We start from the raw sequence: 23,281 nt of genomic DNA on the forward strand, positions 1-23,281 counted from the left end.
ACAATGGCATGTCTAAAATCGTAAAATTAAATGTTATTACCCGGTGCCAAAGTTTGCTTGACTAACTTTGAGTATTTAAGTAACCTATATACAAAAGGCTGTAGGCAGGAAATACATTATTAAATTTAATCTGAAAAGGTGGTAGGAAATGGATACTTTGTTATTTGTGCTTAAATCAATAGTTCTGGGAATTGTTGAAGGCGTTACGGAATTTCTCCCAATTTCTTCAACAGGGCATTTGATTATTTTTGAAAATATAATGGGATTTAAAAGTGCCAGCCCGAACTATGTTGAAATGTATACATATGTAATTCAGTTAGGTGCCATATTGGCAGTAGTTCTGCTATATTGGAAAAAGATAAAGGAAACTATTATAAATTTCTTTCCTCAAAAGGTTGGGTATGAAAAGTCAGGTTTCAAATTCTGGTTTATGATTTTTATAGCCTGCATCCCCGGAGCAGCTGTTAAGCTTCTGCTGGATAAGCCCGTTGAAACATATCTTATGACTCCTGTCACAGTAGCTATTGTTCTTATACTTGGCGGTTTGTGGATGATATATGCAGAAAAGAAATTCAGAAACAACAATCTGGGTAAGCAAAAGTTGAGCGTAACTCCAAAGCAAGCCTTGATAATTGGTGCTTTTCAGTGTCTGGCGATAATTCCTGGTATGTCCCGTTCCGCTTCAACAATTATAGGTGGATGGGTCGCTGGTCTTTCTACTGTTGTAGGAGCAGAGTTTTCATTCTTCCTTGCCATTCCGGTCATGTTTGGCTATAGCCTTTTGGAAATTATCAAAATCGGAGGCCTGACCTCACTTCCGGCTGCTGAACTAATCTCCCTTGTAGTCGGGTTTGTTGTAGCGTTTTTAGTATCTGTAGCTGTAATCAGTCAGTTTATTTCATATTTGAAAAGAAAGCCTCTCAAATCCTTTGCAATATACAGAATGATTTTTGCAGTTATAGTTTTAATAGCAGGATTTATGGGATTCTTTAAATAATGGCAGATTAAAGGGTTGTCGCAAAACATATAGTTTTTCTACTTTAACACTGATACCCCCGTATAAAATTGTATCAATGATTGCTTCCAAGATATTTGCAAGTGTTTATAGCGGCTCATCTTTGGATATTTTACCGTCGCTCACATTCATCGTCCATGATTCATGGTTTCGCTAAAACCTACATCGTGATATGCTCCCCTTGTGGTAGACAGATAAAATAATTAAAACTGTTTATCAAAAGGAGGAGCATGTTTTTGTGAAAAGAATACGTAAATTTACATCAGATGAGAAATTAAGATGCGTTTTCAGGTGCATTGAGGGAAAAGAGCCGGTTCGTCACGTTGCAAATTTGATAGGAGTCAATCATATTACATTGAAGGAATGGATTAGAAATTACAAAGTATTAGGAATCGCCGCTCTAAGCACCACTCATAAGAGGCCTATTTATTCCGATGAGCTAAAAGAAACAGCTGTTAAAGACTATCTTAATGGTATTGGTTCTCAGGAATCTCTCTGCTTAAAATACAGTATACTTGCTAAAAGTACATTACGTAATTGGATTTTGAAGTATAATAGTCATATGGAAGATTCAATAGCAGGAGGAACATCTTTAATGACTGATGCCCATGAAGTCACTTATTACGAAAAATTTGAAATAGTTAGGTATTGTATTGAACACCAGAAAAATTATTCTGAAACAGCCCAAAAGTTTAATGTATCTTATCATCAGGTTTATTCTTGGACACACAAATATGAATCTGGAGGTATAGATGCCTTGCAGGACAATCGTGGAAAGAAAAAGAATAAGGGTGAATGGTCTGAGCTAGAAAAACTGAGAGCTGAGAACCGCAGACAAAAAATGGAGATAGATTTTCTAAAAAAACTCGACGAGATAGAAAGGAGGCGGTTCTAAGTCAGGTAAGATATGAAACTATTTATCTGGCAATACAAGAGCTTCACGATATCATAGCATATCCAATCACAGAATTATGTAATATTGCAGGAATTCAACGCTCTTCATATTACAAATGGCTTAATAGAAAAGAAAGTAACAATGAACAATTCAATAAAAAACTACTTCATATTATAAAAGATGTATATGAAGAGAGAAATGGTATTCTTGGATATCGTCAGATGACAGTCAAGTTAAATCGTGAGCACGATTTCCATGTAAACAATAAGAGAATATACAGACTTATGAGAATACTTAACTTAAAATCTGTGTGCCGTAAAAAGAAAAAGATCTATATCAAATCAACTCCCGAAATTGCTGCAGAAAATGTACTTAATAGAGAATTTTACACGGATGGATTTGGCAAGAAGTGGCTTACTGATATAACAGAAATGAAGTATGGTCTAAATAGCAAAGCTTATCTTAGTGCTATACTGGATTTAGGAGATAAAAGTATTGTATCTTTTGTACTTGGTCATTCAAACAACAATGAACTGGTATTTAATACATTTGACTTTGCACACAATAAATATTCTAAAGCAAAACCAATTTTCCACAGTGATAGAGGATTCCAATATACATCAAGGATATTTAAGAAAAAACTTGATGAGGCAGGCATGATACAGAGCATGTCAAGAATTTCCCGTTGTATTGATAATGGGCCAATGGAAGCATTTTGGGGAATGCTTAAATCCGAAATGTATTATCTAAAAAAATTTAACACATACGATGAACTCGAAGCAGCAGTTAGTGAATACATAGATTATTACAATAACTACCGCTACCAGAAGAGTCTTGACGGTATGACTCCAATAGAGTACAGGCAACATCTTATGGAAAACTTACATAAAGAGGACGCCGACCATAATTAAATGATTGACGTCCTTAAGAATTTATTTTTCCCCTGTCTACTTGACAGGGAGCATATCATCGTGATAGGTTTTCCGGTAAAATATCCGGCTTCGCCGGTAAACATCTGCAAATATCTTTAACCAAGCTTCCATTGATACAATTTATACTCCTAAGTACAGGTTGATAAAAACTAATTTTGCGACAACCCTTTTCATTTAGAAATTCATTTATGAGTTCAAATCACTTGGCATTACTACCTCAAAGTTTCCATTTATATCTGAAAAATTCATTTGGTAGGTTACTGAAAAATTGTATTTTGTACCTTCTATATCAGTAGTACCTGATTCTTTTAATAAAATTTTACTGATAAAGTTTGTACTTGTATTTATAGTCACCTCAACATATTTTGAAGAAATTTGATTTTTGAGCAACCCCTGACTGGATAGAAAATCGGATAATGTGCTGCCCACAACAACGTTTCCTTTAAGAATTACTTCGTTCTTATCTTTTCCGTTAACGGAAGTTAACGCAGATAAAACAGCATTATCATACTTTAGCAAAGAATTGAACGTAAAACCATCTGCAAATTCTTCTTTGTTCATATCCTCATGAGTCCATTCTCCCTGGTCAACCTGAGAATATTGCTTATTGTCTGTAATGGCGATAAGAATATTATTCTCTGCAACTTCACCATTTGTATTCATTTTGTAGTTAATAGTACTGAATGCTTTTTTTGATTTTAAATCCATTAACGTTGATACAGGTGCAGTAAGTTTTAAATCAAGGCCGGTTCCCTTTAATGAAAGTTCTGCATTCTCTTTAACCTTTATCTTTGAAACCGAATTCATTGCTTTCAGAACATTGTCTAAAAGTACCTTGTTTTTTGAAAATGAAGATTTATCTCTTAGGAAATATGTATTGGTCTGGCTATCCTTATTTATATTTCTGCCAAAACAGTCTGCAACAAAATCAACCTGAAAATATGCTTTTGTTTTATACATAAATGGTTTTACAGAAACAGTTTTTTTAGTACCGTTTAGTGTGGCAGTTGAACTGTTAATCTGCATAACAAGCTTTGTTTTTCCCTTGGTTAAAGTAAGCTTTGTTTTAGTTTTGTCCCAAACCTGACTGGTTTTAGCTATTCCCAAACCGGTAAAAATTTCAGTTGACAACATAAGCTTTTTATCCTTGATTACAGCCACATTGTCAAGCTTTAGCGGAACTCCGTCAATAATAATCTTTGCTGCCTTATCCTCTTGTACGGAGCTAGTCGCTGCCATAACAATTCCAGTGTTAAGTAGCAACATAATACATAGTAGTACGGCAATAATTTTTTTCATTTAGAAAAATCCTCCTTTGAATTGGTTAATATATACTATTTATCGCCATTTTTATATATCGGCAGATATCCTCCTTTGCCTAAGTATAAACAAATGCAGGTAACAAATACTGCTACCTGCATTTTAAAAATCATATACTTTTTTTCAATTTATTCTGATGCCGGAGTTTCCTTACCGAATTTTGCTCGGGCACTTTCCGCTTGGGGATCATGTTTTATATTTTTTGAATGGAAAGCACCATCTTCCTTCTGCTTATTACTTTTTTTAATTTTCTTATTGCTCATGATATTGCACTCCTTATACCTATTTTTTAAATCAATATACTTATTTTAACTGTAATTTACTTTTATATTCTTATAATTATTGACAGAACGGGAACATATATCGTATTATTTTAATATAATGATATATGAATGTTATAGGAGGTCTTAATATATGAGTAAAAAAGTGATAATAGTAGGTGGAGTTGCAGGAGGTGCAAGTGCTGCCGCAAGACTTAGAAGACTCAACGAAAATACGGAAATTATACTGTTTGAGAAGGGGCAACATATATCTTTTGCTAACTGCGGCCTTCCCTATTATGTTGGTGAAGTCATAACCCAAAAAGAGAATCTTATTATAGTCACACCCGAAAAAATGAAGGAACGTTTTGGAATAGATGTAAGAGTTAATAGCGAAGTTCTGAGAATAGACCCTGTAAAGAAAATAGTTGAAATTAAAGACCTTTTCGGAAACAGCACATATACAGAGTCATATGACAAACTTGTGTTATCTCCCGGTGCAGAGCCTATCAGACCGCAGCTTCCCGGAATTAATTCCTCAAGGATTTTTACTTTAAGAAATATCCCTGATACGTATAGTATCAAGGACTATGTGGATAAAACGAATCCTCGCAGAGCTGTAGTTGTAGGGGCAGGCTTTATAGGACTTGAAATGGCAGAAAATCTCCATATGAGAGGAATTAACGTTTCAGTTGTAGAGCTGGCAGACCATGTCATCGGGCCTATGGATTTTGACATGGCAGCTATTGTTCATAACCATCTGAGAATGAAAAACGTTGAACTTATATTAAAGGATGCAGTATCAGCCTTTGATGACAACGGAACTCATATAAATGTAAAACTAGCAAGCGGTAAGTTGCTTAAAGCCGATATGGTCATAATGGGTATTGGTGTCCGCCCTGATGTGCGTTTGGCAGCCGATGCAGGACTTACTATCGGAAGTTCGGGTGGAATAAGTGTCAATGAGTATCTTCAGACTTCCGACCCCGACATATATGCTGTGGGAGACGCTGTACAGGTAAAAGATTTTATAAGCCACAATCCTGCTCTTATACCTCTGGCAGGGCCTGCAAACAAACAGGGTAGAATTGCAGCCGATAATATCTGCGGAGGTAATGAGAAATATGAAGGTACTCAGGGAACCTCTATTGTAAAAGTCTTTGATTTGACAGTTGCCATTACCGGTAATAGTGAGCGCCTACTGCAACGTAACAATATTGAGTATGAAAAATCCTTTACACATTCCGCCTCACATGCAAGCTATTACCCGGGAGGTATCCCCATGTCAATCAAGGTTCTTTTTGAAAAAAGCAACGGAAAACTTCTGGGAGCACAGATTGTAGGATATGACGGAGTAGACAAAAGAATCGATATTCTCTCAACAGCCATAAGGGCAGGAATGACTGTATACGATCTTGAAAAGCTTGAATTAGCCTATGCCCCGCCGTTTTCATCTGCAAAGGACCCTGTGAATATTGCAGGCTTTACGGCTTCAAACATACTAAAAAATAATTGCAGTATTTTTCACTGGAATGAAGTTGACAGCATAAATAAAGACAGTGGAATATTGTTGGACGTTAGAGAACAAGCAGAGTTTCAGCTTGGAACCATAAACGGTGCAATTAACATTCCTTTGGATGAGCTTAGAGGCAGGCTTAATGAGCTGCCAAAGGACAAAACTATATTTATATTCTGTCAGGTAGGGTTAAGAGGCTACCTCGCAGCAAGAATACTGACCCAAAAGGGCTTTGATGCCAAAAATCTCAGCGGAGGTCTGAAGACGTACAAAATGGCTGTTGAGAAGCAGACAAATGAAGGTATATTTGAAAACCAATTGCCGGAGTTGCACACTTTGGAAGAAAGCCCTTCTTCCGTAATTGAACTTGATGCGTGTGGTCTGCAGTGTCCCGGCCCAATAATGAAAGTATTCGACACAATGAAGGCTCTTAATGATAACGATATTATGGAGGTTAAAGCCACAGACCCGGCCTTTCAGGAAGATATTAAAACCTGGTGTAAATCCACAGGCAATGAGCTTCTTGGGGTTAAATTCGAAAACAAAACCTTTATTGCCAAAATAAAAAAAGGAATAAAAGAGGATAATTCAATAGGAGTGCAGTATAAAAACAAGAATAATAAATCTATGATTGTTTTCAGCAACGATCTTGATAAGGCTATAGCGTCTTTTATTATAGCAAACGGAGCAGCTTCAATGGGAAGAAAGGTTACCATGTTTTTTACCTTTTGGGGACTGAATATTCTTAGAAAGCAAAATAATTCCGACAGCATTAAAAAAGACTTTATTTCCAGAATGTTTGGTGTTATGATGCCTAAGGGATCAGGTAAATTGTCACTGTCCAAAATGAACATGGCAGGCGTGGGACCAAAAATGATACGTTATCTTATGAATAAAAAGAACATATATTCATTGGAAGAACTTGTTGCTCAAGCACAGTATAACGGAATTGAATTTGTAGCCTGCAATATGTCAATGGATATAATGGGTATTAAAAAAGAAGAACTTATTGACGGAGTTACTATTGGAGGCGTGGCCTCATTCTTGGGTTCTGCCGAAGAATCGGATATGAGTTTGTTTATTTAGGGAATAATTTATATCAGAGCTACGTTCTAAAAAAGGGGGATTACAATTTTGATAGATTTAAAAATTTATGAAAAGAAAGCCGATAAAATAAAAGCACTGGCTCATCCTCAAAGGCTGTGTATTGTAAAAGGGTTAATAGAAGGGGGCTGTAATGTAACCAAAATACAGGAATGTCTTAGCCTTCCCCAGTCTACAGTATCACAGCACCTTGCAAAACTAAAGTCAGCAGGTATAATTGACGGAGAGCGAAAGGGGCTTGAAATTTGCTATCGTGTAATTGATGAGGACGTTATTGATATTGTAAAAATCCTTCTTAAAGATGAAATAACAAACAGCTAGTGCTGAACCAAAAACTTTTATTCAGTATGGAATTAAGCAACTCTATAGGACTGCATCCGATTTTGCACCGGACTTAAGTCCTTTATTTTTCCATTTCAATTGATTTAAACTCGTAACTGTATCCATTCTACATCAGATTTAATATCTATATAGCATGTTAAAATCATATCTTTATCAACTTGAATACTGACAAATTTCATATGTTTACCACAGACTGTTTCGTTTAAACTTGCTATTTCAAATTCCTTGGAAACACAACGTGTTTGGTGAACCTTAAAATAACTTTCTTTTCTGGTCCAAGCAATAATTGCGCTTCTTTGCGGATTCAATGAATTCAGTACCTCCAATTGAGAATCCGAGCCAAGATAAAAGCTAATCCGTTTTTTTAAGTCCTCTCTTGTCCAATCCGTTCTTACTTTTTCAATGTCACACCCTATGGGCTGGGGACTAATACCAATGACAACATAACCGTAAGAATGGCTTTTGGATATGTGCTCTGTTCTTCCTGTAGGCATGTCCTGCAAATCATTCTCCATGGAATCCCTTGAATAGTCCTTAAAAGCATACTCATAAAGAATCCGCATATACTTTTTTTCATTCTGCTTTAATTGCTTCAAATTACTTTTATTTAAGGATTTAAACGACATGTAATATATTTTTGTTTTACTCTTCATTAAAATACTCCACTATTTTTGAAGCAGCTATGACACTTGCATTTCTGTTTTCATCTTCATAATATGGTGCAACTAGTTCCTTCAATTTCTTAGCATTATCAATATAAGAATTATCTGAAATAATTTTATCTATGCTTTTATTAAAATTTTCTACGTTTAAGTCACTGACTCTTAAATGAATACAACTGCCGAATTTCTCTATATTTTCAAGGTTATATTGCTGTTCACTAAACATAGGGATTCCAATAAATGGTTTTCCAGCTAATATAGTTGTGTAAACTGTTCCCTGTCCGCCATGTATTATTGATAAGTTTACCCACTCCGCCATTTCTTTGTGGGGAAAGGCTCTTGCAAAATAAAAATTATCAGGAAAGACCACTGTCTCTTCTTCCGAAAGTATTGATGTTGTTGAGACAAAAATGTCTGCATCTATATCCTTCAACAGCTCTAAGAGTTTTAAAAATATCTTCTTCTCTCCTGATGAACCCATTGAAACGAAAATCTTTTTACGCCCAATGTCATTATAAGTAGTTACACACTCCGGTAAGTGTATTTTTTCATAATTAAACAAAGGGCCACAAAAGCTATAGTTTTCAGGCAATTTACTAAAGTCCTGAAATAACTCGGCAATATCTGACATCAGATTAAAGTCCCCGTTGAAAATATCCAAATCGGATTTAAAAGTCTTCAACCCATATTCTTGTGCAACCTTATTCCACACTTTCGATGTCCCGTTATTTTTTAGTGCAAGTGTACTGTAATACCTTGACTGAGTTTTTTTATCTTTAATATTCTTAACATAATCTAACGGTGTCCGTTCAGGCATGCTTGCAAGTCCCAGTTTAAAATATATAGGTGATACTACTGCTGATAATACCCATACTATAGGTATTTTTGTATATTTGCAGGAAAGGGACATTGTTGTACGGTATCCGGTAATCACTATATCAGGGTTAATTCTTTGCAGTAATTCTATTTCCTCAGATACCATAGTTCTTAGCTCAACTTCGGTACAGTAGTCATTTCCATAATCATCCATATGCATTAACTTATGTATTCTATCTTCCGAGTACCACATATTATCTGCTTTCATTTTGAGGTGTATCATATTTTCCTGCAATAAATGTTCATAACACCCTTTTCCAATACTGTATACCTCATACCCCTTCTTTGAGAACACTCTTCCAATAGCAGCCATTCTATGAGTCTCTGCCCAATTGTATGCTGCTGATGCAACTAAAACTCTATTCACAATAATCAATCCAATTCTATTTTAGGCTTACTAATGCGTTGTCTTCGGAAACCCTCAACACGCATTTTTTTGATTTACTGACCGCTGCATTTTCAGTCCAGCATTTCGCAATCAATTCGCCTGTATTTTTATTATATAATTTCTGTTCAAAATTATATTTTGCAAATATAAAGGGGGGTTTTGTAATACGGGTTTTAACAACTAATTCATCTTTGAATCTACATGATTTTATGTATTTACATTTCGTATGCAGCGTAATATAAACCGTTTCCTCATCTGCTGCCATACTTGTTAATTTGTACCCGTTTGCTTCGGCATAATCAAATCTGCCCATCTCAAACCAAACAAAATAGCTGGAATTATGAGCTATTTCATAAGGGTCACATTCAACCAGCCTAACCTTTATTTCTGTCTCAACCAGTTCATTTTTATTAAATTCCTTAGACATTTTTAATCCTCCAATCCGGCAATATTGTGTTGGTAACCTCTTACATAGCTTTCATATAAAAAAAGGGACAGTGCTTGAGGAGACATTCCATAACTGACAAGCTTAAGCATGGATTTAGGTTCCAAACATCCAGCACACAAATCCAAGCCGTCCAATACAGGGTCCTTGTATATTGAACGGATTATATCAAGATTCTTTTTATATCCTTCTGCTCTGCTTTTGTCAAAATTCTCAGGATGCCATACATGATAACACCTGCTTTTGGTGTCGCACACAATAGGAACTCCTTTTTTCATGGTACGGTAAGCAAATTCCGAATCTTCCAAGCCCCATCCCGTAAGATTTTCACAAAATCTCCCCGACTCAAAAAACTGTTCCTTATTTATGCACATCGTATGGCTGTATACCCAGAGCCAAAGAGTTTTAATTTTTTCGTAATCACCACCGAAGAACGAGCATACTTCCTCTCGTTCATCTCTGTCGCACCGGTATCTCCTGACCTCAGTAATTGAGTTTATACATGAATCTTCCTGCAACTTTTTTCGCAAAGCAAATGAAAGCTTTTTCTCTTCCCTATGTTCAAGCCATGTATTTAAAAGAAAATCCGAAGATACAATAATATCGCAATCCAGAAATACCAATACACTACCTTCTGCTTTTTCTGCACCTTCGTTTCTCATCATGGCAAAGGGAAACCTTTCATAGGAACTTACATCGAAGGGTATATATTTGATTCTCATTTCACCTTGATTTAATAGTGTATCATTTGCCTCTCCAACAATAATAACTTCAAAATCACCAAAAGGCATCTTTTGTTTTTGCAAGCCCTCAAGGCAAAGCTTAATTTGGCTCCCGCGTTGACTATACGGTATGATTATAGAAATTTTCATCTTTTTCCCCTAGAACCCTATATTTCGTGTATCAATCTGTTCTCCCATAGCCTGTATGCTTTTCTCAAGGCTTTGTCTGACAGCTTCGGAAAATTCACCGCATAAAGCAAATTCTTTTCCTGCCAGAGTTACTGTGTTCAAGAAATTCTCAGTAAGTTCCTTATCCTTATTACTCACAGCAAGCGGCTGTGTAGAAAATATCCTCTGGTATCTTTTCCTGCTGATTAACTGCATTTGTGCATCTATGCAGTCCCATACACCGTCAAAGGCAACCTTACAGGTTGATATAACAGCTATATCTTTTGTAGACATATCTTTATATTTATCATCCTGCTCCGATGGTATATAAATCGGCTTTATCAAAGGAAATGTACGTTCAAGAAACTTCTGCAGATAACTTGATATGGCAAAAAAATGCATTGGTGTTGCCATAATTATTTTATCAGCGGAAAGGTACTTATCCATAAGAGGTGCCATATCATCTATATTTCTCTTGGTGATAACACATTCTCCCTCACATACATGGGACCAGCAGGCATAACAGCTTCTGCAATGCTGAATATTACATTTTGCAAGATGAACTATATCAATTTGTGGTTCAGGGTCTGTTTCTTCTATCCCGTTAAGAAAACTTCTGACAACGTTCATAGTCATACTGCGTTCTTTTCTCGGACTACCATTAAGAACAAAATACTTCATAATATTATCCCCTAAAGAACCTTTCCTATAATAACAGTTGTATAAGATCCGCCGAATGATGCTGCACTCACTGCAGCACAATCAATTGTCCCTGTATTTTGGGTACGGTTCAGTAAGCTATCGTATTCTTCTGAAAGTCCGTCAACATTCCCTTGGTTTGGAACAGTATTTTTCTCTAATGCATATATGCAGCTCAGCAGTCCATATGATCCCAGTGAACCCGATGTTGCACCAATTAAACGAGGAATTGAACGAATAATAGTATTATTATCAAGTGATTTTGCCATAAGCTCCGCTTCCTTCCTATCAACCATCGGAATACCGTAAGCTGTAGAAGCATAATAATCAATATGAATATCATCTGCCATTTTACGAGCCAGCTCCACGCCTTCAATCCACTGGGTTCCTTCAGCATCAAAGCTGCATAGGTCTGCGTTATCTGATGTCATAGAGTATCCGTAAACCTGAGCCAGTATTTTAGCTCCTCTTTGGAGAGCATAATCTTTTCTTTCCAATACAAAAGCAGTAGAACCGGGTGAAAGAATCATTCCACTTGCATCCTTATCAAAGGGCAATTTTCCGTTCTTTGTAAGCAAGCCTAATCTTTCATTTCCTATCTGCAGTGCTTCATTCCATTCGTCGGAAGATAGTACTATGACAGCATCGGCTTGATTATTTTTCAGTAATTCTGATGCATATATGAATGCATTAAGTCCGGATACACTTCCGGCCGAAATTGTTGATGTAGGCCCTTTAAGCATATTGGCTATAGAGAAATTTCCTGCGGCCGCATTTAAAACTGTATTTGGAAAGTTGTTTGGGTCAATACTGTTTATTCCGCCTGTAATCATTTTTCTGCTGACATTTTCAATTGTTTCAAGAGGCCCTGTACCAGTACCATATAAGACACCAATTCGTGTACAATTCTGTGGTGTTACTTTCAGACCACTGTTATTTAATGCTTGTTTTCCGCTAGTCATGGCCATTTTAGTAACTGTATCCATCCTGCGTAATGTACTTCCCTTAATATACTTTTTATAATCAACCTCTGGCATTTTTCCTACATATTTTGTATTAAAATCATTATTTTGGACATCAATTTCTTCTATCCAGTTTGAGCCGTCTTCAAAAGTTTTAAATAATTCTTCTGCTGTTCCGCCGCCACTGCCAATACAGCCGATACCGGTTATAACAATATCACATTCTTCATTTTGTACAGGTGTTCTTTTAATGTATTTTGAAAGTAAAACAGAACAGTTATTACCTCCAAAGGCATAAGAATTTGAAATTACATTATTTACTTCACAAGGTATGGCCTTGTTGGGAACAAAATTAATCTCGTCAATATCTTTAGCTTCTTGGGTATTGAAGTTGACGGTAGGAGGAATTTGATCATTTTCAATTGACATAACAGAAATTGCAATTTCAACAGCTCCTGCCGCACCCATACAATGCCCTAAGGCTGCTTTATTGCTCATCAAAGGAATATCCGTATTTTCCCTAACAAAAGCTCTCCATGCCTTTTTTTCTGCACTGTCGTTTGCCAATGTACCGGTTCCGTGTCCGTTTATGTATGTAATATCACCAGTTTCACAAATTCCGTTTTCCTTCGCCGCAGTCATTGATCTAAAAGCACCATTTCCACTTAAATCAGGTGCTGTAGGGTGATATGCATCGGCAGTAATACCATAGCCCCGAACCTCCGCAATAACTGAAGCTTTTCTCTTTTGAGCATATTCGTCTGACTCGAGTATAAAAAATGCTGCCCCCTCACCCAGATTGATTCCGGTACTACCGCTGAATGGCCTGCAAGGCTTTGAATCAATTGCTTTCAAGGATGTAAAACCTGCAAAGGAAAACCTTGAAATAGGGTCAACACCACCGGCCAAAACTAAATCATACATTCCTCTTTTCAGGAGATCATAGCCTAGGCCAATGGCATTCGCACCGGAGGAACAGGCCGTAGATATAATTATTTTTGAACCATTAAACCCGTACTCTTTCGCAAGAATATCTGCAACTGCATGTAATGGATATTGCTTTAACAGATTACTGTCAGTTTTCTCAATTCCCTGTTCTATCCATTGCTTGTGAAAAACATCAGCACTTCTCATTCCACCGAGGGATGTACCTACAACAATTCCTACCCTCAATGGATTTATGGTGTTAAAGTCTATATTTGACTGCTTAATACACTCGTCTGCCGCTATTAATGCTAAATTTGAGGCCCTGTCAGGATATATATTATACTTTTCATAGAAGGGATGTTCAGGAAGCTCCCGGGTTATTACACCTGATGGGGATGCAAATACGCCATCCTTATATTCAAATTCACAATTTGATATACCTTGTTTACCTGCAAAAACATTTAATCTGTTCTCTTCCTTATCAAGGCCCATTGCAGAAACAATTCCATAACCTGTGATAACAATCTGATTTTTTGGTTTCATATGGCTAATTATACCTTTCTATGTATTTGAAAAAATGATTATTCCATTTTTTGATCCCAGCTCAAAGGACGTATAAATGGACCTGATATTGTCTGTATCTTTTGCAGTACTCCATCTGAGGTTTTTACTTCATATGTCAGGCCGGCATTTGCATAAGGATCGTTTAGCAAAGCTATTCCTAAAGGCTTGCAAAGCTTTATTGAGAAAAGAGAGTAAATAATATGTCCTATGCAAGCTTCGTTCAGATATAATTTGTCGCCTGTTTCATAAGGAATTTGACTTTCAGTTGCTACAAAGCCTACGGCACCTTTTGATTTTCCCGACTTAAAGATTTCCATCATTTTTTCATATCCGATATAGTCTTCTTTGTCAAATTGTATTTGCCACTGCTGTGCAAGTTCAAATATATTTCCGTGTTCGGAGGTTTCTCTTAAAAAGTTAGGCTGGTGAACTTCAAGCATTGAAAGTTCAAGACATTCCAGTCCGCCTTCATTTACAGGGAAGTCCCATTGACCGTCCTCACTCAAAAGTTTATCGTATATATTTAATCCGCCTTCAATTGATGAAATTGCAATATATCCGTACTCACTTGAACGACCTGCACGTATAAGAAGGACTTCCTGTCCGTTCCATGAAAATGACATGGATGCTCTAAGTGCAAGATTTTCAATTTCAACACCAAAAATCTTTTTAACAACTTTCCATGATTTGGGGCCTTCAGTTGATACGATTGCCATTGTATCAAACAAATCTTTTATCTCAATTTCATATTCTGACTCCTTAGCCTGTATAACAAGCCATTCTTTTACATCAGCTGCCTTCTCCCATGGGGAAATCACGATAAAATCATTTTCTCTGCGTACTATAAATACATTTCCTACAATTTCAGCCTCTTCATTGAGAAAATAACATTCGCTGACATTTCCTACATTAAGGTATTGTATGTCCTTTGTAGCGAGATTTTCAAGGAACAACTCAGCTTTATCCCCTTCTACTGAAAACAAGCCGTATGTACTGCAATCATAAAACATAGCACCTTCTCTAAGTGCCGTATACTCTTTTTGAAGGTTGCCTAAGGTTTTTACGACTTTCCGATCCTTAACTTCAATAAACTCTGCTCTTTCACTGTACTTATTTTCCAATTTGCTTGTTAACATATAAACCTCCTATAAAAATTATATTTCTTGTTTTTTGCGTCTGAAATTAATAAAAAACAGTATTAATGAAATCAGTAAAACTCCTAAGATAAATATGATTGAAATGTATGGCCTGATTTCACTTCCATTCCAGTCCAGAACCACCCCAAATTCACGGGTGTAACTATCACGCACCGACATGGGAGCATTTTTAAAGCATAAATCAACCGACTCCTGCATAAGTACACGTCTGAAAAGTGAAGCGATATGCCCGAACGGCAGGAACTTTAATACACTTTGAATGGTTTCGGGCAATGATCCCATAGGTACATAAAGCCCATTTAAAAACCCTATTGTTGTTCCGATTATCAGACTGGCTGATGAATATGCACTGTTTGTTGAAAAGAACGACACCATAAAGCCCATTAATGCAGCGCTCATCATAGCAGACAGGCAAATCAGTCCAAGACATTTTAAAATCATTCCGATACTGAAGAAATATCCGGTACCAAAATAAATGTAACCACCATAAACTGCAAAGGATATAACACTTATGATAGTTCCAACTGTAAATGATGTTATTACACATGAAACAGGATATGTCATTGCTGAAAGAGGGGAACTTTTAAAGTCCATAACAATTCTGTTCTCCCGGTCATTTACCATTGTTCCTAATGCACCTAATGTACTTGTCAGTGTAGTAATGGACAACAGTCCTGCTAAAATCCAGCTATTTATAAGATAGGATAGATCGTCTCCGTTAAGTACGCCATTTGTTTGCTGATTTACGGCATCTACCTGCAGCTTTGCCAAAAACAAAATATACAATGCTATCACTATTAGAACTGCCAGCATAGAAAAAAATACTGACGTCCTGTCTCTAAAGTAAAGTTTGGAATTGCGATAAATTAGTTTTCTTAACATTCAGCTTCCTCCCGACTTTGTCCTATTGCCTTTAAGAATACATCATCCATATTACCGTGTATCATTTCAAAAGAGGTAATAGAACCCTTTAAATCAGCTAATATGTTTATTGCACTTTCAGCAGCCTTGATATTAACCGAAACTACATTCTTGTCCATGCTGTGAGGTATCTTTTTTTCGTTTAAATACCGAACCACTTCATCCTCGGCATCATAAATCTTGAGTAAATCATCGGTGTACTTTTCCTTCAAGTTGTTTGGAGTACCTTCTGCGACAATTTTCCCTTGATTTATAATTGTAATTGTATCTGCATTTGCGGCTTCTTCCATGTAATGTGTTGTCAGAAAAACAGTCATTCCTAAATGCCTTTGCATTTCTCCGATTGTATTCCAAATGGACGTCCTGGTTTTAGGGTCAAGGCCTGTTGTCGGTTCATCTAAAAATAATATCTTTGGCTGATTTATCAATGCCCGTGCAATATCCGCCCTTCTTTTTTGTCCTCCGGAAAGCTTTCCATACCTACGATCCATGAATTCATCACATTCCGTTATTTTAGAAGCCTCGGATATCCTCTCCTTTAATGCAGAGCCGCTCAATCCGTAAAATGAGCCTCTTATAGACAGATTCTCTCTTACAGTAAGTAAATTATCCAAAACACTGTTTTGGAACACGACCCCGATATCTTTGCGGATTTTTTGGTCGTCTTTTCCCAGTTCCCACTCATTAATCACAACACTGCCGGAATTCTTTGTTATCAGTGTGGATAATATATCTATTGTTGTGGATTTACCCGCCCCGTTTGTACCTAAAAAAGCAAACAAACTTCCTTTTTCAACTTCAAAAGATATATTCTTTACAGCTTCAACGGATCCGTAATTTTTTATCAAATTACTTACTTTAATTATTTTTCCCATGAATTAGCACCACCTTTTGTCTACTTTTAACGTTATGGAGTTTATTAATTTTTTTCTGATACTGAAATCTTTCCTTCTGCAACGATTTCATTATCCACCATAACTTTAGCCTCAATCAGAGAGAGCGAAGCAAATGTTGTTTTTTTCCAAACTTGAATATGTAAAGTATCACCAGGATGAACTGTTTTTTTGAATTTCATTGATTTAATTTCGACAAGATATCCTACATGCTCTGCTATTTTCTTTGCAATATCAACCTCATTCAGGTTATTTGCCGAAGCGTCCTGTTTCATTGACTCCATAAATTCAGCACAGTACATTACAGCAGTTACCTGTGCTATAGATTCTACAATAAGAACGCCCGGTAATATAGGTTCTGTAGGGAAATGACCTTGAAAGAACGGTTCATCAATAGTCACATTTTTTATACCTAATGCATATTTGCCCGGTTCACACTCAATCACCTTGTCTACAAGTAAAAATGGGGCTTTATGGGGAAGTATCGACATAATTTCTTTGGTCGTAAATTTCATTTATTCAACCCTCGTTTTCCAGTTTTTGAACCTCTATATAGTCTGCCATTGTATTAACAGAACTAAAAATTGTAGTGTTGTCATCTGTTACAGATATTTCAAACCTGTCATATATACCAACAGCCAGCTCAAGAGCATCAATTGAGTCCAGTTCCAGACCACGTCCGAAAATTGGTTGATCATTGGTTATAAATTCAGGGTCCATTTCAATATCAAGCTGTTCAACCATCATACTCTTAATTTCCCTACAAAGTTTTTCTCTTTCTTCTGCTTTGTTATAAATATCATTCATAGTTCATTCTCCTTACCTTAATTTTAATTTTTAATAAAAACAAGTTTTGTATTAATCGATTAAGCCACCATCCACTGTTAGAACTTTGCCGGTTATGTATTTTGAACGTGATGAAGCCAGAAATGCAACTGCATCTGCAATATCCTGAGGCTCTCCGAAACGCTTGAGAGATATAAAATCCATGTATTTGTCTTTAAGAGATTTACCTCCTGCGTCATTTGTCATATCTGTTTCAATAAATCCGGGTGCTACAACATTACATCTTATTCCGTATCTGGCATATTCCTTTGCAACTACCTTTGAGAAGGCAATTATGCCTGCCTTGGATGCAGAATAGTTAGCTTGACCCTCTTGTCCAACGATTCCGCTTGTTGATGCAATATTAACTATTACTCCTTTTTTTGCAGAGCACATCATTTTCAATGCCTCCTGCGAAATCCTGAAGCAGCCTAAAAGGTTTGTATCTATAACCTTTTGAAAACTGGCCTCACTCATCATCATAAGATAACCATCCTTAATTATTCCGGCATTATTCACAAGAATGTCAATATGTCTAAACTGGCTTTTTATTTGCTTGAACATTTGCTTTATTTCTTCAGGGTTTTGCATATCTGCCTTAATAATAAGAGCCTGACGCCCCATTTCTTCTATTTCTTCCTTCAAAGATACAGCCATTTCTTCATTGGAGCGATAATTTATTACAACATCAACTCCCTGCCTTGCCAATTCCAAGGCAATTGCCCTGCCAATACCTCTTGAAGCACCGGTTACTAATGCTGTACATCCTTCATCAAATAACTTCCACATGTGTACACCTCATTTCATTCCTGGTTTATTTTTTTACTAAGTGTCATTAAACTTTTTTTATCTTCCGAGCACCAGACCTTTACTTCTTTTGTCAGATTTCTGAACAGTCCCGATAAAGAATGTCCAGGCCCAACTTCAATTATGACAGGGTTCTCAACTTCCAATAATGTATTCATTGTCTGGAGCCACCGAACAGGCTTATGGCATTGTTCAATCAGCTCATTTTTTAAATCCTCACCATTGTTTTTTTCAATATAATAATCACCGGTACAATTTAGAATCACTGGTATTGAGGGCTCTTTAACTGAAATATCGTTAACATAATTTCTGAATTCCGGCAGCATTTCATCCATAATAGGAGTATGAAAGGCCTGTCCAACCGGCAGAATTGTTGCTTTGTATTCAACATTTTGCTTAATTTCTTCATAAAATTTTTCTATAGCAGGTTTTGCTCCGCCAACAACTATCTGTTTATTTGAGTTATAAAGAGCTATCTGCAGACAGTCATTTGAAGCTTTTGAAATATCAGAACACATTTGTTCTACATACTCTATAGACATACATGGAGAGGAAACAGCACATAAACGTCCATCCGTTTTCAATTCACTCATTAAGCGGCTTCGTTCTCTGATTAAGCAGCTTGTCTCATACAAATCAAGAACACCTGCGGCAACCAAAGCGCAGTATTGTCCCAAACTGTGTCCTGCTGTTACATCCGGCTTAATTCCAAGACCGCTTAAAACCTTCACATATGCCATATTCATAGCGAACATGACAATCTGTGTATAATTTGTGAGGCTCAGTTTTTCCTGTGTTGCACTTTCTAAAAAAGCTATGACATCAAATTTGCACGCTTCAGAAACAGTGTCAAATACCGGCTTAATTTCATTAAGCGAATAACCCTTAATATCTTGAAGCATCTGGGGATTTTGTGCCCCTTGTCCCGGGAAAATGAATATTTTTTTCATATGCTTCATCCTAACTTTCTAAATAATCATTAATCAGTTTCTTAAAATTGTCGTCTAGACTCATATGTAGTCCGTTCTTTGCTGATAACACTCCTACAGTTGTAGTTGCAACGGCATATTCTTTACCATCAAATTCACCTGTCGCAATATGTTTAAAAACAAGTTTTGCAGCTTTAGGCTTTTCAAGTTTTGTACGCAATATCAAATGAGTACCCATAGGAATAGGCAGCAAGAACTTGCACTCGGCTTCAAGAACAGGAAATATAATTGAATCCCCTTGCTCTCTAGCAATTTTTTCTACATAAGATGACAATTGCACCTGTTCGGCAATTGCAAATCTGGAATTTTCAAACCATACAAAATACTTGGAATTATAAACTGTTTTAGACGGGTCACATTCATTAAATTCAACGATGTGTTTTTCATGATACCATTTACTCATTTATCCCTCTCCCAACTTTGAATATTTTTAAAATATTACATTACTTTAGTTACCTTACAATAGGTAAATAAATTCAATCAAACTGCACCAAAAGTTGCGGTATTAATATTTTTTACTTTTTTACATATTTTTGGAAGTGTTACTATAATATTACTAAATGTTCCATTATGATTCAATATAATTTTTGTAAATTATTCAAAAATTTTGAATTTTATCAAAATATGCTAAAATATGAGTTTAATAATTAAGAATTTATGAGAATGTTTATGTATAGACATATTAAAACATTAAGAAAAGAGAACTTGTCTTTAAGAACATAATTTTTGACTTTATCTGTATATATTCTTACTAAATATCTTTTATATTCCAACTATTATCTGCAAATTTTACAAAAGTTTTGGGTGAACATAATAGGGTATTAAGCTTTTGCTCTGTTTCATCTGAAAAACATCTATTAAAGGCATATTCTTCACCGGCTTGTTTAACAGACAATAAGTATTCATTGATTCTTTTACTCAGTTGTTTCTGGGAGAATAATTCTCCTTCAGGGCAAATAATCTTGGTATAATTAATTCCATACAAAATATCAAATTGTTTTATTAATGCTTCGTAGTTGTTAATAGTCGAGTAAAAACCACAAGTTGAAATTAAGACAATCTCAGCGTGGTTTCCTTTATAGCGAAACGGATGATTACTCCCACCGTCATCACGATTGGTTATGTACGGTAATAATAAAGGCAAATTTCTATCCAGCAGTGCCTTAACCTTTGAAGGCATTCCATAGTAATAAAGCGGAAAACTCCAAACAATAATGTTTGCATTTATAATTTGGGACAAAATTTGTGTCATGTCATCATTTATAATACAACTTCCAGGAGTTGAAGTCCAACAACAAAAGCAACCTTTACAATGATTAATATTACTGGTGCTTACTATAACCGTTTCGATTTTAGCAAATTCCTGATATTTTACCTTAATACCATCTAGAAATGCATTTGTTATTTTAAGCGTATTACTATTTATACCTTTAGGACTCCCATTAATAACAAGGATATTTACTTTATTATTTTTTATATTCATACAGGTTATTCCATTCAATAATATTTTTTCTAGTTTTTACATTTCCTTAAATAAATATTCAATCTTTGGGGGTCTCCTTTTTAATACATAGAATTATCTGTATATAATATATTTCTTCAATTCTATATTAATGCAATTTTCTAAATTAAAACTATATTCAATTTTTCTATATACAAAAAGAAGCATGACTATTATCCTGTTGATGCTCATGCTCTTTTGTATTATTTTTACATACAACTATGATATTATTCGTGTTTCAAAATAAGAGAATAAAATTGATGAATGTGAAGATACTGTATTTATTATAAACCCGTAAGTGCGTCAACCTCCGCTTTTTTCTCAAATAACATGCAGCCTCCCCTGTGGTCTCCCAGCAGCAGTCCTTCACTGTCAAGCCTTACGAACAATGGTGACTTCAAGGCTTCCTTAAGACCTACTTCCCTGAGACTTGTATCTGATTGAGGCGAAAATGGGCATGGCTCTGCCCCACCATCAGAATTTATATGGAAAAATCCTCTTCCTGCTGCCAAGCAGCCTCCAGTTGCTTTTTCATCTCCCGGAAACGACAAAAACAATATGTCCTTGTAATTTGACCGCAGCTCTGTAAGTCTTTCTGCCAGCAATTCACGTTCCTTTTCCGTTGGAGCGAGATAATCGGTTCCTTCTTCTGCCGGAACATATTCTACGTAAAAAATGATTTTACATCCCATATTTGATAGAATATCAATAAAATTTTTTCCGGAAACTTCCTCAATATTTTGTGTTGTTATCGTTACAGATGCACCGTAAACTATTCCATTGTCATTCAGTCTGCTCATCACTTCTAACAATGCTTTGTATGTACCCTGTCCCCGCCTTTGATCAGTTTCCTCCTGATAACCCTCAATGCTTAATACTGGTAGAAGGTTTCTGTTTTTGCTGAACAAGTCTATGTAAAAGTCATCTATCAGCAATCCATTGGAGAATATAGGGAAAATTATATTTTTACTGTCTGCAGCTTTTACAACCACATCTCTTCTCATTAAAGGCTCTCCTCCGGCCAAAAGTATAAATGAAATCCCCAAATTCTCTGCCTCCCGGAATATTTCATTCCATCGCTGGCAGGTCATCTGACTATCCCTTACTTCATCAGAACAAGTATGTAATTCTCTTGCATAGCAGCCGCTGCATCTTAAATTGCAGCTTTTAGTTATGCTAGCTATCAGAAACGGAGGAATATGAAGTCCTGCTTTTTCACTTTTTAAACGTCTTACTGTTGCTATTTTTGTTGATAACAAATATTTCATTAGAAAAGCTGTTTCCTTGGGATTTTTTAAAGTAGACCTGATGGTATGACTCACAATATTCTCTACGGTTCTGCTCATATATTCGGAAAGACTGCTGCTATCCATAACTACCTCCTTGACCTTTCATATATAACATTAGAATTTTATAACAAAATTACTATTATTATATATTTACGTATAAACCACTATTTTGTCTACAGAGAAATTAAATAAAGGGTAAATCCACACTTTTAATGGATTTACCCTCTTTCATTAATAAACTTTTTTTGTATCATCATCTTTACGAGACTTTAATTCATGTTCCGTAAGTTCATCCACATAGGACTTCAAGAGAAATTCTTCTGCTATGCAGCTTTGCTTGTAATACCAATCTTTTACGGTTTTCTCAATCTCTTCATCCGTACCGTCAATTTTATAGGGATATACAGCAAGAAGCTGTCTGGTCTCCTTATCCCTTATCCCGACTTTTTCAGCACCTTCGAATCTTCCCATAATAAATATCCCTTCTTTAATATTTAATATTAATTATTAAATAGGTTTACCTAGTTTATCTGAATAAATTCAAAATTTTGATTTTTCAATTTCCAGAAGCTTCTGCTTTATTTCTAAGCCACCTCTATATCCGGTCAGTCTTCCGTTTGTCCCTACTACACGATGACAGGGTATAAATATGGGAATTGGGTTTTTATTGTTGGCCATCCCTACTGCCCGGCATGCCTTTGGGTTTCCTGCGGCTTCTGCAATCTGTTTGTAGCTTCTTGTATCTCCATATGGTATTGTATTCAGACAATTCCAAACGGTTTTCATAAAATCTGTTCCTTTTGGAGCCAGCGGCAAATCAAACGCCATCCTTTTGCCTTTCAGATACTCATCAAGCTGCTTAACCGCATCTATCAAAAGTTCTGTTTCCTTAAAATAAAACCCTGACTGTTGCAAAAGCTTATCTCTATCTGAAACAGTATCCATATTAAAATCTGTTTCAAAAAATACGTTGATTATTCTGGTAGCTTCCTCTGCAATGCCTATTGTCCCTATTTGTGTTTCAAAAAAGTATATATTTTTCATTTTTTTCCCTTTTCCCTGCGATAATATTTTTACGGGTTAATTATTAAAGGCATTACCG

Annotated in this window: 25 protein-coding genes; 5 read left to right on the forward strand and 20 right to left on the reverse strand. The window is 36.0% G+C overall.

The window, feature by feature from the left end:
- Positions 1-148: 148 nt before the first annotated feature.
- The 3 genes from CLO1100_RS14060 to CLO1100_RS14070 all read left to right on the forward strand — a co-directional run bounded on the left by CLO1100_RS14060 (position 149) and on the right by CLO1100_RS14070 (position 2,821).
- Positions 149-997, forward strand: a complete 849-nt coding sequence (locus CLO1100_RS14060) for an undecaprenyl-diphosphate phosphatase (RefSeq protein WP_014314423.1) — start codon at positions 149-151, stop codon at positions 995-997.
- Between the two features lie 256 nt (positions 998-1,253).
- Positions 1,254-1,910, forward strand: coding sequence for a helix-turn-helix domain-containing protein (locus CLO1100_RS14065; RefSeq protein ID WP_014314424.1), 657 nt, complete (start codon positions 1,254-1,256; stop codon positions 1,908-1,910).
- A 20-nt stretch (positions 1,911-1,930) separates the two neighbouring features.
- Positions 1,931-2,821 carry an IS3 family transposase gene (locus CLO1100_RS14070; RefSeq protein WP_148265077.1) on the forward strand — a complete coding sequence of 297 codons (891 nt, stop codon included), beginning with the start codon at positions 1,931-1,933 and terminating at the stop codon, positions 2,819-2,821.
- A 207-nt stretch (positions 2,822-3,028) separates the two neighbouring features.
- Here CLO1100_RS14070 and CLO1100_RS14075 read toward each other — a convergent pair whose 3' ends face one another.
- Both CLO1100_RS14075 and CLO1100_RS21280 read right to left on the reverse strand, forming a co-directional pair.
- Entirely contained in the window at positions 3,029-4,141 is a 1,113-nt protein-coding gene (locus CLO1100_RS14075) for a stalk domain-containing protein (protein WP_014314426.1), read from the reverse strand.
- Positions 4,142-4,290: 149 nt separating this feature from the next.
- Complete coding sequence (locus CLO1100_RS21280; protein ID WP_014314427.1) at positions 4,291-4,425, reverse strand: CPC_1213 family protein; 135 nt, start codon at positions 4,423-4,425, stop codon at positions 4,291-4,293.
- Positions 4,426-4,576: 151 nt separating this feature from the next.
- Between CLO1100_RS21280 and CLO1100_RS14080 the strand changes: the two genes are divergently transcribed.
- Positions 4,577-7,024 (forward strand): CoA-disulfide reductase, encoded by a 2,448-nt coding sequence (locus tag CLO1100_RS14080; RefSeq protein WP_014314428.1) that lies wholly within the window; start codon positions 4,577-4,579, stop codon positions 7,022-7,024.
- A gap of 48 nt (positions 7,025-7,072) precedes the next feature.
- Complete coding sequence (locus CLO1100_RS14085) at positions 7,073-7,363, forward strand: metalloregulator ArsR/SmtB family transcription factor (protein ID WP_014314429.1); 291 nt, start codon at positions 7,073-7,075, stop codon at positions 7,361-7,363.
- Positions 7,364-7,467: 104 nt separating this feature from the next.
- Here the strand turns inward: CLO1100_RS14085 and CLO1100_RS14090 are convergent, their stop codons facing one another.
- The 18 genes from CLO1100_RS14090 to CLO1100_RS14175 all read right to left on the reverse strand — a co-directional run bounded on the left by CLO1100_RS14090 (position 7,468) and on the right by CLO1100_RS14175 (position 23,223).
- Positions 7,468-8,037 (reverse strand): 4'-phosphopantetheinyl transferase superfamily protein, encoded by a 570-nt coding sequence (locus CLO1100_RS14090; protein WP_014314430.1) that lies wholly within the window; start codon positions 8,035-8,037, stop codon positions 7,468-7,470.
- Positions 8,027-9,289: a nucleotide disphospho-sugar-binding domain-containing protein gene (locus tag CLO1100_RS14095; protein WP_014314431.1), complete on the reverse strand. Its 1,263-nt coding sequence runs from the start codon at positions 9,287-9,289 to the stop codon at positions 8,027-8,029. Before CLO1100_RS14095 ends, CLO1100_RS14090 begins: the two co-directional genes overlap by 11 nt.
- 16 nt (positions 9,290-9,305) lie before the next feature.
- Positions 9,306-9,737, reverse strand: a complete 432-nt coding sequence (locus CLO1100_RS14100) for an acyl-CoA thioesterase (RefSeq protein WP_014314432.1) — start codon at positions 9,735-9,737, stop codon at positions 9,306-9,308.
- Positions 9,738-9,739: 2 nt separating this feature from the next.
- Complete coding sequence (locus CLO1100_RS14105) at positions 9,740-10,627, reverse strand: glycosyltransferase (RefSeq protein WP_014314433.1); 888 nt, start codon at positions 10,625-10,627, stop codon at positions 9,740-9,742.
- Positions 10,628-10,636: 9 nt separating this feature from the next.
- Entirely contained in the window at positions 10,637-11,326 is a 690-nt protein-coding gene (locus CLO1100_RS14110; RefSeq protein WP_014314434.1) for a flavodoxin family protein, read from the reverse strand.
- An 11-nt stretch (positions 11,327-11,337) separates the two neighbouring features.
- Positions 11,338-13,776 carry a beta-ketoacyl-[acyl-carrier-protein] synthase family protein gene (locus CLO1100_RS14115; protein WP_014314435.1) on the reverse strand — a complete coding sequence of 813 codons (2,439 nt, stop codon included), beginning with the start codon at positions 13,774-13,776 and terminating at the stop codon, positions 11,338-11,340.
- Between the two features lie 38 nt (positions 13,777-13,814).
- Positions 13,815-14,933 carry a glycine cleavage T C-terminal barrel domain-containing protein gene (locus CLO1100_RS14120; RefSeq protein WP_014314436.1) on the reverse strand — a complete coding sequence of 373 codons (1,119 nt, stop codon included), beginning with the start codon at positions 14,931-14,933 and terminating at the stop codon, positions 13,815-13,817.
- A gap of 18 nt (positions 14,934-14,951) precedes the next feature.
- Positions 14,952-15,836: an ABC transporter permease gene (locus tag CLO1100_RS14125; protein ID WP_014314437.1), complete on the reverse strand. Its 885-nt coding sequence runs from the start codon at positions 15,834-15,836 to the stop codon at positions 14,952-14,954.
- Positions 15,830-16,750: an ATP-binding cassette domain-containing protein gene (locus tag CLO1100_RS14130; protein ID WP_014314438.1), complete on the reverse strand. Its 921-nt coding sequence runs from the start codon at positions 16,748-16,750 to the stop codon at positions 15,830-15,832. Before CLO1100_RS14130 ends, CLO1100_RS14125 begins: the two co-directional genes overlap by 7 nt.
- Positions 16,751-16,794: 44 nt before the next feature.
- Positions 16,795-17,283: a 3-hydroxyacyl-ACP dehydratase FabZ gene (gene fabZ / locus CLO1100_RS14135; protein ID WP_014314439.1), complete on the reverse strand. Its 489-nt coding sequence runs from the start codon at positions 17,281-17,283 to the stop codon at positions 16,795-16,797.
- Between the two features lie 4 nt (positions 17,284-17,287).
- Positions 17,288-17,575: a phosphopantetheine-binding protein gene (locus CLO1100_RS14140; protein WP_014314440.1), complete on the reverse strand. Its 288-nt coding sequence runs from the start codon at positions 17,573-17,575 to the stop codon at positions 17,288-17,290.
- A 51-nt stretch (positions 17,576-17,626) separates the two neighbouring features.
- Entirely contained in the window at positions 17,627-18,382 is a 756-nt protein-coding gene (gene fabG / locus CLO1100_RS14145) for a 3-oxoacyl-[acyl-carrier-protein] reductase (RefSeq protein WP_014314441.1), read from the reverse strand.
- Positions 18,383-18,396: 14 nt separating this feature from the next.
- The gene (locus tag CLO1100_RS14150; RefSeq protein WP_014314442.1) at positions 18,397-19,350 is read right to left on the reverse strand and encodes an ACP S-malonyltransferase; all 954 of its coding nucleotides are present in this window, start codon (positions 19,348-19,350) and stop codon (positions 18,397-18,399) included.
- A 10-nt stretch (positions 19,351-19,360) separates the two neighbouring features.
- Positions 19,361-19,792, reverse strand: a complete 432-nt coding sequence (locus CLO1100_RS14155; RefSeq protein WP_014314443.1) for an acyl-CoA thioesterase — start codon at positions 19,790-19,792, stop codon at positions 19,361-19,363.
- A gap of 348 nt (positions 19,793-20,140) precedes the next feature.
- A complete protein-coding gene (locus tag CLO1100_RS14160; RefSeq protein WP_014314444.1) occupies positions 20,141-20,872 on the reverse strand; it encodes a flavodoxin family protein in 732 nt (243 codons plus the stop codon).
- A gap of 302 nt (positions 20,873-21,174) precedes the next feature.
- Positions 21,175-22,263, reverse strand: coding sequence for a radical SAM protein (locus CLO1100_RS14165; protein ID WP_014314445.1), 1,089 nt, complete (start codon positions 22,261-22,263; stop codon positions 21,175-21,177).
- 147 nt (positions 22,264-22,410) lie between these two features.
- The gene (locus CLO1100_RS14170) at positions 22,411-22,650 is read right to left on the reverse strand and encodes a hypothetical protein (RefSeq protein ID WP_014314446.1); all 240 of its coding nucleotides are present in this window, start codon (positions 22,648-22,650) and stop codon (positions 22,411-22,413) included.
- Between the two features lie 69 nt (positions 22,651-22,719).
- On the reverse strand, positions 22,720-23,223 hold the full coding sequence (locus CLO1100_RS14175) for a methylated-DNA--[protein]-cysteine S-methyltransferase (protein ID WP_014314447.1): 504 nt from the start codon (positions 23,221-23,223) through the stop codon (positions 22,720-22,722).
- Positions 23,224-23,281: the final 58 nt, after the last annotated feature.

The organism is Clostridium sp. BNL1100, from assembly GCF_000244875.1.
Lineage (GTDB): Bacteria > Bacillota > Clostridia > Acetivibrionales > DSM-1351 > Ruminiclostridium.